The sequence below is a fragment of the Haliscomenobacter sp. genome (genome assembly GCF_040403615.1).
In the GTDB taxonomy this organism is placed as follows: Bacteria; Bacteroidota; Bacteroidia; order Chitinophagales; family Saprospiraceae; genus Haliscomenobacter.
The window spans coordinates 25,144-40,904 of record NZ_JBBAKG010000053.1 but is presented as its reverse complement, the minus strand read 5'-3'; the positions used below and the strand labels follow the sequence as shown (position 1 = coordinate 40,904).

The 15,761-nt window shown below is 47.0% G+C and carries 14 protein-coding genes; 6 read left to right on the top strand and 8 right to left on the bottom strand.

What is annotated here, in order from left to right; genetic code table 11:
* The 4 genes from ABW391_RS17185 to ABW391_RS17170 all read right to left on the bottom strand — a co-directional run.
* Window positions 1-872 (bottom strand): NAD(P)/FAD-dependent oxidoreductase (locus tag ABW391_RS17185; RefSeq protein ID WP_353483132.1); only part of this gene is annotated, 872 nt, incomplete at its 3' end.
* A 22-nt stretch (window positions 873-894) separates the two neighbouring features.
* Entirely contained in the window at window positions 895-1,893 is a 999-nt protein-coding gene (locus ABW391_RS17180; RefSeq protein WP_353483131.1) for a 4-hydroxyproline epimerase, read from the bottom strand.
* Window positions 1,894-1,926: 33 nt separating this feature from the next.
* Complete coding sequence (locus tag ABW391_RS17175) at window positions 1,927-3,456, bottom strand: aldehyde dehydrogenase (NADP(+)) (RefSeq protein WP_353483130.1); 1,530 nt, start codon at window positions 3,454-3,456, stop codon at window positions 1,927-1,929.
* A complete protein-coding gene (locus ABW391_RS17170) occupies window positions 3,428-4,327 on the bottom strand; it encodes a dihydrodipicolinate synthase family protein (protein ID WP_353483129.1) in 900 nt (299 codons plus the stop codon). Before ABW391_RS17170 ends, ABW391_RS17175 begins: the two co-directional genes overlap by 29 nt.
* Before the next feature lie 68 nt (window positions 4,328-4,395).
* Here ABW391_RS17170 and ABW391_RS17165 point away from each other — a divergent pair, with 68 nt between their 5' ends.
* The 5 genes from ABW391_RS17165 (at window position 4,396) to ABW391_RS17145 (ending at window position 12,835) form a co-directional block, all read left to right on the top strand.
* Complete coding sequence (locus tag ABW391_RS17165) at window positions 4,396-4,815, top strand: helix-turn-helix domain-containing protein (RefSeq protein ID WP_353483128.1); 420 nt, start codon at window positions 4,396-4,398, stop codon at window positions 4,813-4,815.
* A 318-nt stretch (window positions 4,816-5,133) separates the two neighbouring features.
* Entirely contained in the window at window positions 5,134-8,340 is a 3,207-nt protein-coding gene (locus ABW391_RS17160) for an HYR domain-containing protein (protein WP_353483127.1), read from the top strand.
* A gap of 71 nt (window positions 8,341-8,411) precedes the next feature.
* Window positions 8,412-10,889 carry a T9SS type B sorting domain-containing protein gene (locus ABW391_RS17155; protein ID WP_353483126.1) on the top strand — a complete coding sequence of 826 codons (2,478 nt, stop codon included), beginning with the start codon at window positions 8,412-8,414 and terminating at the stop codon, window positions 10,887-10,889.
* 16 nt (window positions 10,890-10,905) lie between these two features.
* Complete coding sequence (locus tag ABW391_RS17150) at window positions 10,906-12,072, top strand: M50 family metallopeptidase (RefSeq protein WP_353483125.1); 1,167 nt, start codon at window positions 10,906-10,908, stop codon at window positions 12,070-12,072.
* Window positions 12,073-12,133: 61 nt separating this feature from the next.
* Window positions 12,134-12,835, top strand: coding sequence for an SDR family NAD(P)-dependent oxidoreductase (locus ABW391_RS17145; protein ID WP_353483124.1), 702 nt, complete (start codon window positions 12,134-12,136; stop codon window positions 12,833-12,835).
* Here ABW391_RS17145 and ABW391_RS17140 read toward each other — a convergent pair.
* The 4 genes from ABW391_RS17140 to ABW391_RS17125 all read right to left on the bottom strand — a co-directional run bounded on the left by ABW391_RS17140 (window position 12,832) and on the right by ABW391_RS17125 (window position 14,555).
* Window positions 12,832-13,317 carry a CARDB domain-containing protein gene (locus ABW391_RS17140; RefSeq protein ID WP_353483123.1) on the bottom strand — a complete coding sequence of 162 codons (486 nt, stop codon included), beginning with the start codon at window positions 13,315-13,317 and terminating at the stop codon, window positions 12,832-12,834. The two genes, ABW391_RS17145 and ABW391_RS17140, sit on opposite strands and share 4 nt — an antisense overlap.
* 113 nt (window positions 13,318-13,430) lie before the next feature.
* A complete protein-coding gene (locus ABW391_RS29585; protein ID WP_502916333.1) occupies window positions 13,431-13,577 on the bottom strand; it encodes a Txe/YoeB family addiction module toxin in 147 nt (48 codons plus the stop codon).
* A 101-nt stretch (window positions 13,578-13,678) separates the two neighbouring features.
* Window positions 13,679-13,921 carry a hypothetical protein gene (locus tag ABW391_RS17130; protein WP_353483122.1) on the bottom strand — a complete coding sequence of 81 codons (243 nt, stop codon included), beginning with the start codon at window positions 13,919-13,921 and terminating at the stop codon, window positions 13,679-13,681.
* An 82-nt stretch (window positions 13,922-14,003) separates the two neighbouring features.
* The gene (locus tag ABW391_RS17125) at window positions 14,004-14,555 is read right to left on the bottom strand and encodes a hypothetical protein (protein ID WP_353483121.1); all 552 of its coding nucleotides are present in this window, start codon (window positions 14,553-14,555) and stop codon (window positions 14,004-14,006) included.
* 80 nt (window positions 14,556-14,635) lie between these two features.
* Here ABW391_RS17125 and ABW391_RS17120 point away from each other — a divergent pair, with 80 nt between their 5' ends.
* Complete coding sequence (locus ABW391_RS17120) at window positions 14,636-15,280, top strand: HAD family hydrolase (RefSeq protein WP_353483120.1); 645 nt, start codon at window positions 14,636-14,638, stop codon at window positions 15,278-15,280.
* Window positions 15,281-15,761 lie beyond the last annotated feature (481 nt).

The following is a 15,761-nucleotide window of genomic DNA, read 5'->3' as shown; positions in this document are numbered from 1 at the left end:
GTGAGAATCATCGGACGCTTGAGGGGGAAATCCGTGCCTTCGGTCGAAAAGGAATAGCCTCGTCCAGCCACCAGTGGCATACTCAATCCCAATTTGGCCGCCATTTCCCTGCTCCAGGAGCCGGTGGCCAGTACGATCAGGTCGGCTTCAAAATCGCCATTAGGTGTTTGTACTTGCCTGATTTTGCCATCTTGTTTGCCAAAACCAGTCACTTCGGTATTGTCCAGTAGTTTTGCTCCACGGTTGATCAGGTATTGCTCCAGGTTTTGCACCAGTCTTTCCGGGTCGCAATGGGCATCACACTTGTACCAAACTGCCCCCTGGATGTTCATGTCTACATCTGGTTCAAGGGCTTGTACGGCTTCTTTGTCCAGCCATTGCGCATCCAGTCCCAAATCTTTGGCAATGTGGGCCGTTTCTTTGGCGTGGTGGGCATTTTCTGGCGTTTGCACGGCTTCCAACATGCCTTCATGGGCGTAAAAGAAATCAAATCCAGGGTCTCTTTTCATCGCTTCATAACAGGCCATGCTGTACAGCGAAATGTTGCGCAAGGGACGGGCTGATGCATCCACATGCTTGGCGGTGGCGCTGCGCATGAAATGGAGCCCCCACTGAATCAGGGGCCAACTAAGTCTGGGCTGCACATAAAAAGGGCTGCGCGAATCCAGCATCCACTTGAATCCTTGGGCCACAATTCCCGGGGCAGCCAAAGGCACAAAATGGCTGGGGCAAATGTAGCCTGCATTGCCTGTAGAACAGTTGTTGCGGCGAGTACCTTTGTCGATGACGGTGATGTCCCAACCCGACTTACTCAGGTAGTATGCTGAACTCAAGCCGATGATACCGCCGCCAATGATGATTGCTCTTTTCATGTACCAGTTATAATTTCATTCCCTAAATCACTTGAAACCCATACGCATATGGGTCGTCTTCTGGGTCAATGCTGATGGTATTGTACCCATAAACCCGCGCCCAGCCTTCGATGCTGGGGCGAATGGCTGGTTTGCCATCCAGGGTTGTTTCTTCCTCGATGCGCCCAATAAACTGAGATCCGATGATGCTTTCGTGTACAAACTCATCGCCAGCTTTCAGTTTGCCCTGGGCATACCACTGCGCCATTCGCGCGGAAGTGCCCGTACCGCAAGGCGAACGGTCGATGGCCTTGTCGCCATAAAAGACAGCATTGCGGGCAGTAGCTTTTGGATCAATGGTAATTCCTGTCCATTGAATGTGGCTACAGCCGTTGATGGTCGGATTTTCTGGATGCACAAATGCATATTGCGCATTGATGCGTTTGCGCAATTCACGCGCCCAGGCTATCAATTGATCCGCGGTATAGTGTTCAAGCCCCGGGAAGTTTTCCTGTACATCCACGATGGCGTAAAAATTGCCTCCGTATGCAACATCCACCGTGATTGGCCCCAAACCGGGGCATTCTACAGGCAGTTTTTCAGCAGCGAGGTAAGATTTTACGTTGGTCAGGCGGACACTTTTTACCTTTTTGCCTTCTTGTTGGTAACTGATTTCGACCAGACCTGCGGGCGCTTCCATTCTGACTTTGCCCGGTACTTTGGGGCTGATCAGGCCATGCTCCAACGCAATGGTTATGGTGCCGATGGTGCCGTGACCACACATGGGCAAGCAGCCGCTGGTTTCGATAAACAGCACAGCCACATCATTTTGTGGATCATGCGGTGGATACAAGATGCTCCCACTCATCATGTCGTGCCCCCGAGGTTCAAACATCAACCCCTTGCGGATCCAGTCGTATTCTGCCAGGAAATGCTGGCGTTTTTCGCTCATGTCCTTGCCTTCCAGGATGGGGCCGCCACCTGCTACCAGCCGAACCGGATTTCCGCAAGTATGTGCATCGATGCAAAAAAAAGTCTTCAAGAGTTATGAGTTATGAGTTATGAGATTGGCCCATTACTTGGTGAAGCTGCCGTCTACCAATCGCCAGATGTTTCCTGGATTTTCATTTTGGAGTTCTGCGGGCAGGAGTTGGGCTGGATAATTCTGAAAACAAATTGGCCGTGCCCAGCGCTTGATGCCATCCGAACCTACCGAGGTAAAGCGACTATCGGTGGTAGCAGGGTAGGGGCCACCGTGCTGCATGGAAGCGACAACTTCTACACCCGTAGGTACTCCGTTGAAAATCACTCTTCCGGCAAGATCCTGTCCCAATTCAACCAAATCGGCATGCACGATTGCTTCTGCTTCAGTAGCCATAAAGGTCAGGGTCAATTGGCCTTCCAAGTGCTGAAGTATGTTTGCCAGTTGTGCTTTAGATGTGCATTTTACGATCAAGGCATAGGGGCCGAATACTTCCTGATGGAGCAGTGGATTGGCCAGGAACGTATCGCCATCTACCAGCGCAACCGTTGCCGTGGGGACGATGCCTTCTGCTTCTTTTTCCGTTTTGCCCAAAACCCCCAATCCTGGCTGCTCTAGCGCAAGGTGCAGGTTTTTGGTATAGGCCGCATGAATCCCGCCGTGCAACATTGGCATGGTAGGTAGGGCAGGAACTTCGTGACCAATTGCTTTCAGGAAAATGTCCAATTCCTCACTTTCCAGCGCCAAAATCAAGCCGGGTTTGGTGCAAAACTGACCCATGCCCAGGGTAAAAGACCCCGCCAGTTGCTTGGCAAGCGCTTCAGGTTGAGCGGCCAATATTTCTGGCAACAGGATGACCGGGTTGATGCTCCCCATTTCGGCAAAAACCGGAATGGGTTGTTTGCGTTCGCGGGCGTATTCGACCAAGGCCGTCCCACCAGCATATGAACCAGTAAAACCCACTGCTTTGATTGCGGGGTGCTGTACCAGGGCTTTGCCTAGGGCAAAATCTGTTCCTTCAACATGCTGCACGGTAAATTCTGGCAAACCACAGGCAGCAATTGCCGATTGTATTGCTCCAAAAACCATTGCCGAAGTTTTGGGATGACCCGGATGGCCTTTGATCACCACCGTACAACCAGCAGCCAGTGCTGATGCGGTATCGCCTCCAGCAGTTGAAAATGCCAGAGGAAAATTGCTGGCGCCAAATACAACTACCGGGCCCAATGGACTCAACATCTTGCGCAAATCAGGACGCGCCGGAACCCTTTCTGGTAAGGCGGTATCAATCACGGCTTCCACCCAGGAACCTTCGCGTACCAAATTGGCGAACAAGCGAAGCTGATTGGCGGTGCGGCCACGTTCTCCTTGCAAGCGGGCTTCAGGAAGGTTCGATTCGGCCATGGCCGTATGAATCAAGGCATCGCCCAGGGCTTCGATTTCGGTGGCAATGCGCTCTAAAAAAGTAGCACGGGCATCCGCATCTAGACGGCGGTATTCAGGAAAGGCCGCAGCAGCCTGTTGCATGATTTGATCGATCATAATGGCAGTTGAAATTTGAGGAATGAAAAGGTTTTGTTGAGCAATTTTGTCGCTACAATTTAGGTCTTTTTGCAATTCCATCCTGAATGATCTTCAAAATGCGGGTTCTTTCTGCGCCTTCGAGGGCCAGACGAGGGGCACGTACATATTCTGAACCAATGCCTGCTTCCTGTTCGGCCAGTTTGATGTATTGCACCAATTTTGGATGAAGATCCAGTTCGAGCAAAGGCAAAAACCAGCGGTAAATGGTCAGCGCTTCGGCAATTTTGCCCGCTTTTACCAATTGGTAAATGGCTACCGTTTCGGCAGGAAATGCACAAACCAAACCTGCTACCCAGCCATCGGCACCCAATACCAATTCTTCCAGTGCCAGGGTATCTACCCCACATAGAATTTTGAGGCGATCGCCAAAGCGGTTGACCAAACGGGTCACATTGGATACATCGCGGGTAGATTCCTTGACGGCGGTGATGTTCTTTTCTTCAATCAAAGATTCAAACATGTCCAGGGTGATTTCAATTTTGTAATCCACTGGATTGTTGTACAACATGATGGGTAGCTCGGTAGATTGCGCTACCGCTTTGAAAAACGCTGTGGTTTCGCGGTCGTCGGCTTTGTAGCGCATCGGTGGCAACAGCATCAGGCCATCTGCGCCCCATTCTTGGGCCAATTTAGCCTGACGGGTTGCTTCCCGGGTTGATCCCTCAGCAATATTGAGGATAACCGGAATTTTGCCTTCCAGTTTTTCCTGGGAGAATTTCACCAAGGTTTCTTTTTCTGCTTCGGTGATGGTACTGGCCTCGCCGAGTGAGCCTCCCAGAATGATGCCATGGATTCCTCCATCCAATTGAGCTTGCAGATTTTTGGCAAACTCGGGCAAATCAAGTTCTTCCTGACTATCAAATTTGGTGGTCAGCGCCGGGAAAACGCCTTTCCATTCAAATGCTTTCATGTTGCTATTTTTTTACAAAAATAATCCATTTTTTGCAGGAAATGCAGTCTGCGTCGAATGTAAAACGAGTGGCACTTTTTTTAACCCTTTTGGAAACCTTGAGTAGCGATTGTGCGCCGTTTTTTTTGAGTCAACAAACTCATTTTTCCATTTCAGCGCAAGAAGGTCAGCGCATGAGTACCGTATATCAATTTTTGCTCAACCACTATGCTGAAGACATTGCCTTGGATCAATTGGCGGGATTGGTGCACTTGAGTTTTCCGGCATTTTGTCGGTATTTTAAAAAGCACACCCGAAAAACTTTCACGGTTTTTTTGAATGAAATCAGAATAAATGCAGCTTGCCGAACTTTAAAGGAAGACCTTGAAAAGTCAATTTCTGATATAGCGTATTCCACTGGTTTTAATAATATTCCGCATTTTAACCGCACATTTAAGCGCGTTATGGGGCAACGCCCCAATGATTGGCGCAAGGGGAAACAGGGGTGATTTTGTGAAAATTGTTGCTCTACCCGGATACTTTTCGGCTAAGGGGCTGCGTTTACCATTCATTCCAGCCTACCTTACACTATTATGACGCAAAAAATTACTTCCCGATTTTTTAGAGGCTTTTGAATTGGAAGCTCACTTGAATTGAACCGTTCGTCTTCCTATTCAAAACCCAAAATCGGAAATTAATTTTTCTGCGTTAATCAATTTCCAGTCGATTATTTTCCACGACACGTAAACATGTTCAATACTGTTTGCCTAAATCATGTTTAGGTTTCAGCACTTTACGTTTCCATTTTTGCAAAAAACCATTGAAATATGCGAAAAATTCTATTTTTTCTGCTATCCAGCATGCTATGCTGGCAGTTGTCTGCCCTGGATGGCCCCAAAAACCAAATGACAAGGCCACCGAGCTATTTGAGCTTTTTTATGCTCGGTTGCGATTCTACCTCTTTTCCGATTTGTATCGCTGATGTGAAAGGGAAGTTGACCGATACCCTGATTTGTGTGGATGTCACTGCGTCAAAATTTGATTCCATTGCAGCATTACAGTACACGGTGTTTTTTGACACCTCGATCATTAAGCTTAAGCGCATTAAACTGGACACGAGTAACCTGAAAAAGGTTACGTTGGATGATTTCAGTACCAAACCTGGCGGTCTGGTTTCTTTGGTGTATTCTAAAAACGAAAGCGCTAAAGGACTGACCATTGCCAATGGGAAGCGGCTGTACCAACTTTGTTTTACTCCAGTGAAGCAAGGAAAGTCTGCTATCTCATTCCGGGACTCAATCGTAAAAGCAGAAGTTACTGGACCGAAGGGTTTTAAACGCGCCTTCAAAGGCACTGCCGGTTCGGTTCAAATCTTGACCTGCAAAGATACCCTGATCAGAAAAACGGTGTCGAGTTGCACAGCTACAACTACAAAAACAGATACTACCCGCCTGACCCGCAAGAATGGCTGTGACAGTATCCTGATTGTAACCTCGATCCCCGCCAAAGGCAAACGCGATACGTTGATCAATACAACCATTTGCGAAGGACAGATTTTCAAAGTTGGTGAAAACGAATACCGTCAAGCTGGTACTTACGTCGTAAACCTGAAAACAGCCGGTGGCTGCGACAGTATGGTACAATTGGCTTTGGCCGTGAAAAAGATTCCTATTACCATCACTGGTGACACCAGTGTATGTGCTGGAAAAACCACTTTGATCAAAGCTAGTGGTGGTACCAGCTATTCATGGAGCACTGGTGCTACCACCGATACTGTTCGTCTCGGCCCTGGTAAGTATACCGTAACCGTAAGGGATTCAACCAGTGGGAAATGTGCCAGTACCAAAGAAGTAAATATTGGTGCCTACCCACCTGCCGCAAAAACTGCATCAGATGTAGTGAAAACCTGTGCGGGAGCTGCGTTGCCAACCCTGAAAGTGACGGTAGGAAAGGGCATTTCCGCCAACTGGTACGATGTTCCAACTGGAGGTACGCCTTTGGCTAAAGACACTACCAGCTTCAAACCAGCCAAGGTAGATACTTTCTACGTGGAAGCGATTGACTCCGCTAAAGACTGTATCAACCCAACCCGCACCAAGATTGTGTTGCAAGTGGACACGCTGAAGCCAAAATTTGCAGCTTGCCCCACCGACATCAAAAAGGTAATTCCTTTTGGCCAAACCAAGTCGATTGTGAGCTGGGACAAACCTACTTCTGACGACCGTTGTGGCAAAGTGAAAATCACCAGCAACAAAATGCCTGGAGATACCTTCGCATTGGGAACTACCAAAGTTCGGTACATCATCACTGATACTACTTCAAAAAAGGCCATTGATTCCTGTTCGTTCAATGTTGTAGTGGAAACCACCGACTCCTTGACCTTTTACATCGATAGTACTTCAGTCACGTTTACCGATAGCACCATCAATGTGCCGGTGAAAGTGAAAAAATTCAAGGGTGTACAGGGCTTTCAATTCTCTCTTGTAGTTCCAGTTGGACAAGCTACCATTGTTGGCTTTGGCGCGGATACTTCGGCCTTGAAAGGCTTGGACAATTTTGCTTTTGCTCCGAACATTCGCACAGTCAACTGGTTTGATGCACAATCAAACGGGGTAACTTTGAAAGACAGTACTACAATCCTGATCTTGCGCATCAAGGCCACCAAAGCAGGAGGGGATTGTATTCCGATCCAGTTCAAGAACAAACCATCGGATATCATTGCCACCAAAACGAACTTGAAGGAGATTGTACCTACCACGATTGATGGAAAGGCGTGTCCGCCAAAACCAGTGACAATTGCAGGTAAAATCTTCCGCGAGAATAAAGTGCCGGTTAAGTTTGTGACGGTGAAAATCAAGCCAGATACCCTGAAGCCAGTGATTACCGGACCAACTGGAGAGTACGAATTCAAGAACCTGGCTTACAACAAAGACCATATTGTACGCCCATCTCTGGATTCTAACCATGCTGGAGGGGTAAACATTCTTGACGTGGTATTGATCCAACGCCATATTTTGGCCAAAGATACCTTCCGTACCCCTTATCAGTGGATTGCTGCCGACGTAAACCGTTCCGGTTCGATCACTGTAGCTGACATTCTGAATATCCGCCGCCTGATCCTGGGTGCTTTGCTGAAATTCCCGGACAATACATCCTGGCGTTTTGTTCCAGAAGGCTTCAAGTTTCCAGATGTCAAGAAGACCAACCCTCTATCGGTTCCATTCCCTGATTCTCTTTTATTCAAAAGCTTGAAGAAAGACAGTTTGGGTGCCAACTTCATTGGTATCAAAGTGGGTGACGTCAACCTAAGCACCAATGTACAATTGCGGGCAGATGAGACCATGGAAATCCTGATTGCTAACCGCGCCTTTGATTATGGCGAAAAACTCGTAGTTGAGGTTCGTGCCAAGGATTTACAGAAATTTGCAGGTTATCAGTTTGATCTGGGATTTGATCGGGAAACGCTTGAGTTCGTTGGAATTGAAGCAGGTGAAGTAAGTGGTATCGACCGCAACGCATTCAACTTGAATACAGTTGCTGAAGGCCACCTTCCAACGCTTTGGTACCAAACCGGTGCTGAACTCCGGGGCGTGAGCAATCCAGTTTTGTTCAAAGTAACCTTCAATGCGCTCAAAGCCAGTGAATTGGCCGCAGCGATGTGGTTGAATCAGGACAAGCTGAGCGGCATTGCCGTAAACCAGGCGGGACAAGCGCAACAGCTCAAAGCGCGCTTTACTGAGGAGAACCTGAAAGTGGATTTGAAAAACCGCCAGGCCATCAAAGCCTTGGGCGTACAACCCAACCCATTCAAGGATCAAGCTTTGATTCGCTTCAAGTTGCCAATTGAAGCCCGCACCACTTTGTCGATTGTCGATGCAGCTGGTCGGGAAGTATACCGCGAAGCCCGTACTTTGTCAGCTGGTGTTCAGGAATGGACGATCAATGGCAACACCCTGGGCCAAAACGGCGTTTACCATTATCGAATCCTGACCGCTTATGGCGTGATGACGGATAAGGTTATTTTGGTGAAATAAACCGTTGAAATTTCAGAGATCAGCTTTTGCCGCAAGGTGAAAGCTGGTCTCTGAAATCATATTTATACCGTATGTGGAAATTTTACGCAACTGCTTTTTTGGCCTTGTTTCTGGTTTTTGGCCACCATATTGCATTTGCTCAAGGAGCAAGTGATTCTACCAGTTTTATTCTGACTTCCCGCAAAGTCTGCGTAGGAGACACCATCGACATCCCCGTACGGACGGTTCATTTCAAACGGGTGGCAGGCTTTCAGTTTGCAGTCAGTTGGGCCAGAGGCCAATTCCGCTTTTTGAACATCCTGAACAACGTTTTCCCCAATACTGAATTTGATTTTGAGGCCCCAGTAACCGGCACACGCGTCAACGTTGCCTGGTTTAAGTCAGATGGCACTTTCAGTTCCTTACCAGATACCACCCAAATTTTTATCATTCGCCTGATCGCCCAGCAGCCCGGAAACCCGGCGGTACTGGGTTTTGTGACCAATCCCCGCGATCAGACGGCTCCGGTAGTAGCCCAATTCAATCAAGCTGGCACCGACATTCGAGAGTTCACTCCTCCTTTGATTGGCAACAGCATTAGAGTTATCGCCGTACCAACGGTTACAGCACCCACAGATACCATTACTTGTGTAGAACCCTATGTTTTTCTCAACGCCAGAGCCTCTGATTCTACAGCTACTTATGCCTGGTCGGGGCCAAATGGATTCACTTCCACGTTGGCCAGAGATACGGCCTTTATACCGGGACGTTACCAGATCGTAGCGACCACCGATATTTGTGCTTCTAAGCCACTGGATGTAGTGATTGGATTTGATCAAGCAAAACCGACTGCTCCCACGATAAGTGCAGATTCCATCAACTGTTTGCTTCGACAGTCTCAATTGCGTTTTTCTCCAGTAGACAATACCTTGAATTATTTTTGGATTACACCTAAAAACGATACCCTCCCCGATCCAATTTCTCGGGTAAAAACTCCAGGTATATACCAATTGCTGGTCATAAGGCCACGCAACGGCTGCCAAAGCACCGCACAAGTAAAAATCAATGCAGATACCATTTTGCCCAGCATCCGTTTGGCTGGACTTGGAAGATTGAATTGTGTATCCAAATCCGTTCAGTTGAATGCACGCAGCAATCTGCGCAATTTGGCTTTCACCTGGCGCAACAGCACCGGAGCCATTGTCAGTCAGGATTCTTTTCTGAGAATCAGTACTCCAGGAGCGTACCAAATTATCGTTCGCAACCTCAAAAGTGCTTGTACTACGATCAGAGACACCAATATTGTGTCTGATCTTGCAGTGCCTACTGCCAATTTGGGAACTCCCAGCACCATCACTTGTGTAAATAAGTCTGCTGTGCTAGCCGCCACCCTGGGAACTCCCCGTGCCAGAGGCTACTGGTTGAGTGCTACCCTCAAGGATACCTTGTCTCGCACCATTGCCACTACGGTCGGTAAGGGCGGACTTTATAATTTTATCGCCCTGGATACCATCAATGGGTGTCAATTGCGACTGAGTACCTCGGTGATTGCCGATACGGTTGGGCCTGCAGGAGTCATTCGAGTTGTAGCGCCATTTTCTTGCGCCAATCCCACTGCCCAACTGGCCGTGGATGCTACACCGGGAGTATTGTATACCTGGTCGGGCAATGGCATTAGCGGCAATACCAATATTGTTCAGGTAGATACCCCTGGACTGTATCGAATCTTACTGGAAAATCAGGGCAATGGCTGTACCTCCCGTGATTCATTAAGATTGGGAGGCAATACCGACGGCCCCAAATTTTTGCGCCTCAATGTGAAACAGCCACCCTGTGCGCCAGATAGCAAGGGCAGCATAAGCATAGATGGCGTAAGTGGTGGCGTTGCCCCCTATACTTTTTCACTGGGAGGTGGTACTTTTTCCAGCAAGCGCAATTATGCAGATCTCGTTCCGGGCAAATACCAGCTAAAAATACAGGATGCGGCAGGTTGCGAGGGAGATACTTCCTTGACCATCAATCCCTCTGTTCCAATTGAGGTAAAAATCAACGCTCCCCGCAACGAAATCAACCCTGGGGATTCCCTCCTGCTGACAGCTCAATTGGGCGATTCAAGTAATCTGGCTTCGATTTCCTGGCAAGGCACTGGATTGGCACCTTGCAAGGGCTGTATGAATATTCAGGTAAATCCAAGCAAGAGTACCGTTTATCAGGCTTTGGTAGAAAGTACCAATGGTTGCAAATCTCAGGCAGAATTCCAAGTTTTTGTAGTGCAAGAAAACCAGGTTTATGCACCTACCGCGTTCTCTCCCAACGGCGACAATAAAAATGACCGCTTCTTCTTGGCTGGCAAAAAGAATTTGAAAGTGACCTATTTTCGTATTTTTGACCGCTGGGGTACCCTAGTGTTCGAAGCCACCAATGGCGAATTGAATGATGCGAGCATCGGTTGGGATGGCACTTATGCCGGGAAAGTAGTTCCTCCAGGTGCTTTTGTGTGGATTGCGGAGTTGGAGATTGACAGTAAAACCTTGCAATCCTTCAGCGGCGAAGCTATTTTGCTGAAGTAAGTTTTTTTTCAGTTTTATGTCCAAGAAAAGAAATAAGACCGTTACGATACTGCTGGGCACTTTAGATGGAGCTGCACTGGGGTTTGGCCTGGGATATACGGCCATCAATTGGATGCCCGATTTTATCGCAAAAAATCTGAGTGGCTCAGCTGATATTTGGTGGGAGCTGCCCCTTAAAATTGTTTTCTTATTGGTTGGCCTTTGGGCAGCGCTTGCTGCGCACGAATTAGGGCACTTGATGACCGGACTGGCACAAGGTTTTACTTTCCATTTGTATGTTGCTGGCTTTCTGGGGGTACGCCGGAATCCCCTGAATGACCAAATTGAATGGTATTTCAACCGTGACGCCAATCTGTTTGGAGGTGTAGCTGCAACCTTGCCCACTCAAAAATCACCCGACCTGCGTCGAAAACTAGCTGCAATTGTCATTGCAGGGCCGATAACGAGCTTGCTTGGCGCTGTTTTGGTTGGACTTCCAGCTATATGGGGCATTGCGCAGTTGACCCCGGATTCATCTGCGCTGTTGCGCATTCTCTTTACTTTCTTGTTGGTTTTTGGGTTGACGTCTTTTCTCTTGTTTTTGGTTACCACTATACCCAGTCGCACTGGAGCTTTTTTTACCGATCGGGTGCGCTTTTTTCGCTTGGTTGGTGGCGGTAAAGCGGCAGAAATTGAGCAAGCCATGTTGGAATTGCTGGCACAAAGCTATACCAATCAGCCCTTTGGAGAAATGAATTTGGCTCAAATTGAGCTGATTAAATCGGATCAATCCGAATTGATGCAATCTTTTGCATATTCTTTGGCCTATTATTATCACCTGGATCGGGGAGAAAATGAGCAAGCACTGGCAGCCATCTATGATATGGAGCCCCTCATAGCAGAACAACCTCTTGCTTTTCAAGTAGAACTGCTCAAGGATGTCGCTTATGCTTATGCCCGCTTGGCCAAAGACCCACTCAAAGCCCGCAGTGCCTGGAATAAAGCCGGAAAACTGGGTCAAGCTGCCAAAGATGCCCATGCCTTATTGACCAAAACCGCGCTCTGCTGGATTGAAGGCAATGAAGCCGAGGCCAAAGCATACTTGCAACAAGGGCTGGCAGCGCTTCCTGCCAAACGTACCAAGTACGGCGATCAATTCTATTTCCAACAATTTAAAGACTTAGAACAGGAGATGGCCGAATAACGCAAGCCTGAACTGAACAAATGGGTGTCCCCTTTGTTAGGCTCAGCAAATGCATTGAGCCATGTCAAAACACTACCTTGTCGTAGGCGGAAGCCACGGAATTGGGTTGGAACTAACCCGTAAACTTGCTGAAGAAGGCAATCAAGTCACTGTAATTTCTCGCACCCTTGGTGACTTGGCCGCAATTCAAGGCGTAACTCATCATGCGCTAGACATCAGCAAAGAGGAGATTCCAGCGGAATTCATTCCTGAAAATTTGGATGGTTTGGTGTACTGCCCAGGCAGCATCAATTTGCGGGCTTTTGTCAGTTTGAATCCTGCCGCTTTTCGCGATGAACTGGAGATCAATTTGATTGGGGCCGTAAAAAGCATTCAAGCCGGACTCAAAGCTTTGAAGAAAAACCCAGGTAGCAGCATTGTGCTATTCAGCACTGTGGCGGTTGGGCAGGGCATGCCTTTTCATAGTGGAATCGCCGCTGCCAAAGGTGCCGTAGAAGGCTTGACCCGTTCTTTGGCGGCAGAACTCGCACCGGGTATTCGGGTCAATTGCATCGCACCTTCCTTGACAGATACACCGCTTGCCACGCGTTTGTTGAACAGCGATGAAAAACGGGAAGCGGCTGCCAATCGTCATCCGCTCAAAAAAGTAGGTACAGCCTCCGAAATTGCAGCACTGGCCAATTTTTTGCTCTCTCCAGATGCCGCCTGGATTACCGGACAAATCATTCATGCAGATGGTGGCATGAGTTCGGTACGGGTTTAATTGTTCAGAATTGGAAGGCTGAAACTTAGGTTATTGTTGTTCTCCTGCATTTCGGCAACTGCATTGGTGGAATCTATTTTGAACGAAAGGTTCACATTGGCAGATCCATACGGGCGATTGCTCCGAATCAGGTTGTCAGGTAGTGTGAAGGTGACTTGAGTCTGTTGACCTGCTGCTAAAGTGTATATGGTTTGTGTCTTTTTGATGCTTTGTGCAGAAAAGGATTCGTGGTCGACGCGCCAATTGTAGGTGACTTCCAGTACAAAATTTCCGGCATTAACCGCCCCGGTGTTGCGTACAATGACTTGCACAACGCGTGGAGCTGTGCTGCTTACCAATTGGGCTTCGCCATTAAAATTAAGTTCCGACTTGAGCCTCAAGTCTTCCCGAATTTTAAGCTCATTGGATTTTAAAGCTGGATTGATTTGGGCGGTAGCTAGGCTACAAAAAAACAGGATGATCAAGGTGGAAAAGGTTCGCATGGCAGATTGTTTTTGATGGATTAAAGGTCAACTCTTTGGCCATCAAAAACATCCTCAGAAAAGAGGAGTCTCGAAAAATACCCAAAATAGGGGAATGAAGAAGAACCACTTAATCATAGATCATCATAGTGACCTTTACAGGAAACAATAACAATCAATTCAGCAGTATCGTCTAATTTGTAAACGAGGCGATGTTCCTTGTTGATTCGTCGGGACCAATATCCTTCTAATTCGTGACGAAGCGGTTCAGGTTGACCAATACCAGTGTATGGTATCTCGACGAATGTATTCGATGAGGTCGAGAATTTTGCTCAAAGTCCTTGGGTTATTATCTGCCCAATCTCTGAGATGATCTAGAGCATTAGGGCTTATCTGAATGTTCATCGGCTGGAGTCCACGTTACACCTAAAAATGCTACCAAATCTTCGGTATTGGCAAATGTTTTGAAATCAGCTGTATTGCCATTTTCAATACGCTCTACATCTTGCAATAAGTTGCCAATTGGGTTTGCATCAACAATTGCTTCAATTTTATCCAATACGGCTTCATTGCTGATGTCCATCAGGCGTCTGATCAGAAACAATTTTTTTGCATCTATAGTCATTGATGACGTTTTATTTTACGCTTACAAAAATACAGAAAAGAAAGTTCCAAGACTCATTTTAATATTCCGATTTTTAGGAGGATCAACGCTTTCTTAACCCACTTACAGCCCACGCAATTAATCCAACGAGAACAATGCCCAATCCTGAAAACAAGAAGACCCATTTGCAAAAAGTTGCAACTCCCCCAAAATAGGCTACCCCTACAATTTTTTGAGGGTAATAACTCAATAAGATGAGGATGGAAATGTTCTCTAAATAATCAAACAACATTCCCAACAACGGAAGCAAAGCCAGATAGGGCATCCATTTGTTGCTGGGAGCAATTTTGCGGATTAAAAAAGTGATCAGCAGAGCAAATGCAAATCCGTAAACGAGTGGATAAACGGTGTCTGCGGTAAGTTCAATATTGCGGTACATAGCTCTTCCGGCATCACCATACGATTCAATCAATGCAAAGCCCTGAGCTGGCGTCCAGGTAGGTATACAAAGGTCGATGGGCTGTGGATGCTGATTGGTAGCAAGTGCCATCAACAATTGCATGTAAGGCATTACGCCCACCATAAAAAGCACATCCAGAATGATCAACACAAGAACATTGCGGCCGGTGGCCCATTTTTGCAGTTTGTTTAACATGGTTTTAGGTATTTGTTAAAGATACACTTGATAATAATGTGTCCAAAATAAAGATATTTGTGCCGCAAAAAACAAAAAAGATGGCAGCATTCATTTTTGATATGGACGGTACGATGGTCGACAACATGATGGTTCACCACCGCGCCTGGCAAATAAAATTGGCAGATTTGGGTTTGCCGATGGAACTGGAAGAGGTGAGGCAGACCATTCATGGCAAAAACGAGGAGATTCTGGCGCGCTTGTTTGGTGATCGGTTTACATCGGAAGACTTTAAAAGAATTGCCTGGGAAAAAGAAAACGCTTACCGCAAAGTCTTTATCTCCGAATTGAAGCTCATCGATGGATTGAGCGATTTTCTGCATAAAGCAAAATCAAAAGGCATCCCCATGGGGGTCGGTACGGCAGCTCCCGCAGAAAATGTCAATTTTGTACTCGACAATATTTATGGCTTGCGGAATTTCTTTCCCACCGTAGTACACGCAGGAATGGTTACCAGAGGTAAACCCGACCCGCAGGTGTTTCAAATGGTAGCGGAAGGATTGGGCGTCCCTGTTGAAGAATGCATCGTCTTTGAAGACTCCCCAACGGGAGTGGAAACTGCGCGCCGAGCTGGCTGTCCGGTGGTAGTTGTAACCAGCTCACACACCCGCGATGAATTTGCTCAATTCCCCAATGTACTCCGGTTTATTGACCATTACCATCAGTTAGACGACTTGTTGAGCTAGTGCATTAACATCTTTTTGTACTAATCGATTTATAAAGCTTGTAAGTATCAAAGATAAGCAACCAAAATTCCCTGAATAAATGCGGGTTTTTAATGTTTAAATGCAGGTCGTCGAAATAATTTTCCTCAAGTTCATTAATACGAAAATAATTTCGTCCTTCACGTGACTTTTCAGAAAGGGTTCGTCTGAAAGAGGTTGCACATCTTGAATGAATCTGGTCAGAAAGAGGCTAGATGTAAATTTTTCTAAAGCGAAAAAAAACATTCAGAAAAGTGACTTTGATTGAAGTTTGCGTCAAAAGAACAGAAGCAAAATACAAGTAAAGACTTGATTTGCTTAAGGGTAAATATGAGTTTTTTCATGAGATAGGGTTTTAGTGCTTGGTGGGGGAATTCGTTCCCCCTGTTTCAAACCCTGGAGAAAACTCGACGAATTTGTAATATGGGTTTTAGGTGTTTTTTGAGGGGGAGTGGAAAACTCC

Excerpts from the sequence above, each read along its gene's own strand:
- ABW391_RS17175 (WP_353483130.1), bottom strand. The coding sequence starts at position 3,456 with ATGGAATTGCAAAAAGACCTAAATTGTAGCGACAAAATTGCTCAACAA.
- ABW391_RS17170 (WP_353483129.1), bottom strand. The coding sequence starts at position 4,327 with ATGAAAGCATTTGAATGGAAAGGCGTTTTCCCGGCGCTGACCACCAAA.
- ABW391_RS17160 (WP_353483127.1), top strand. The coding sequence starts at position 5,134 with ATGCGAAAAATTCTATTTTTTCTGCTATCCAGCATGCTATGCTGGCAG.
- ABW391_RS17155 (WP_353483126.1), top strand. The coding sequence starts at position 8,412 with ATGTGGAAATTTTACGCAACTGCTTTTTTGGCCTTGTTTCTGGTTTTT.
- ABW391_RS17150 (WP_353483125.1), top strand. The coding sequence starts at position 10,906 with ATGTCCAAGAAAAGAAATAAGACCGTTACGATACTGCTGGGCACTTTA.
- ABW391_RS17145 (WP_353483124.1), top strand. The coding sequence starts at position 12,134 with ATGTCAAAACACTACCTTGTCGTAGGCGGAAGCCACGGAATTGGGTTG.
- ABW391_RS17140 (WP_353483123.1), bottom strand. The coding sequence starts at position 13,317 with ATGCGAACCTTTTCCACCTTGATCATCCTGTTTTTTTGTAGCCTAGCT.
- ABW391_RS17130 (WP_353483122.1), bottom strand. The coding sequence starts at position 13,921 with ATGACTATAGATGCAAAAAAATTGTTTCTGATCAGACGCCTGATGGAC.
- ABW391_RS17125 (WP_353483121.1), bottom strand. The coding sequence starts at position 14,555 with ATGTTAAACAAACTGCAAAAATGGGCCACCGGCCGCAATGTTCTTGTG.
- ABW391_RS17120 (WP_353483120.1), top strand. The coding sequence starts at position 14,636 with ATGGCAGCATTCATTTTTGATATGGACGGTACGATGGTCGACAACATG.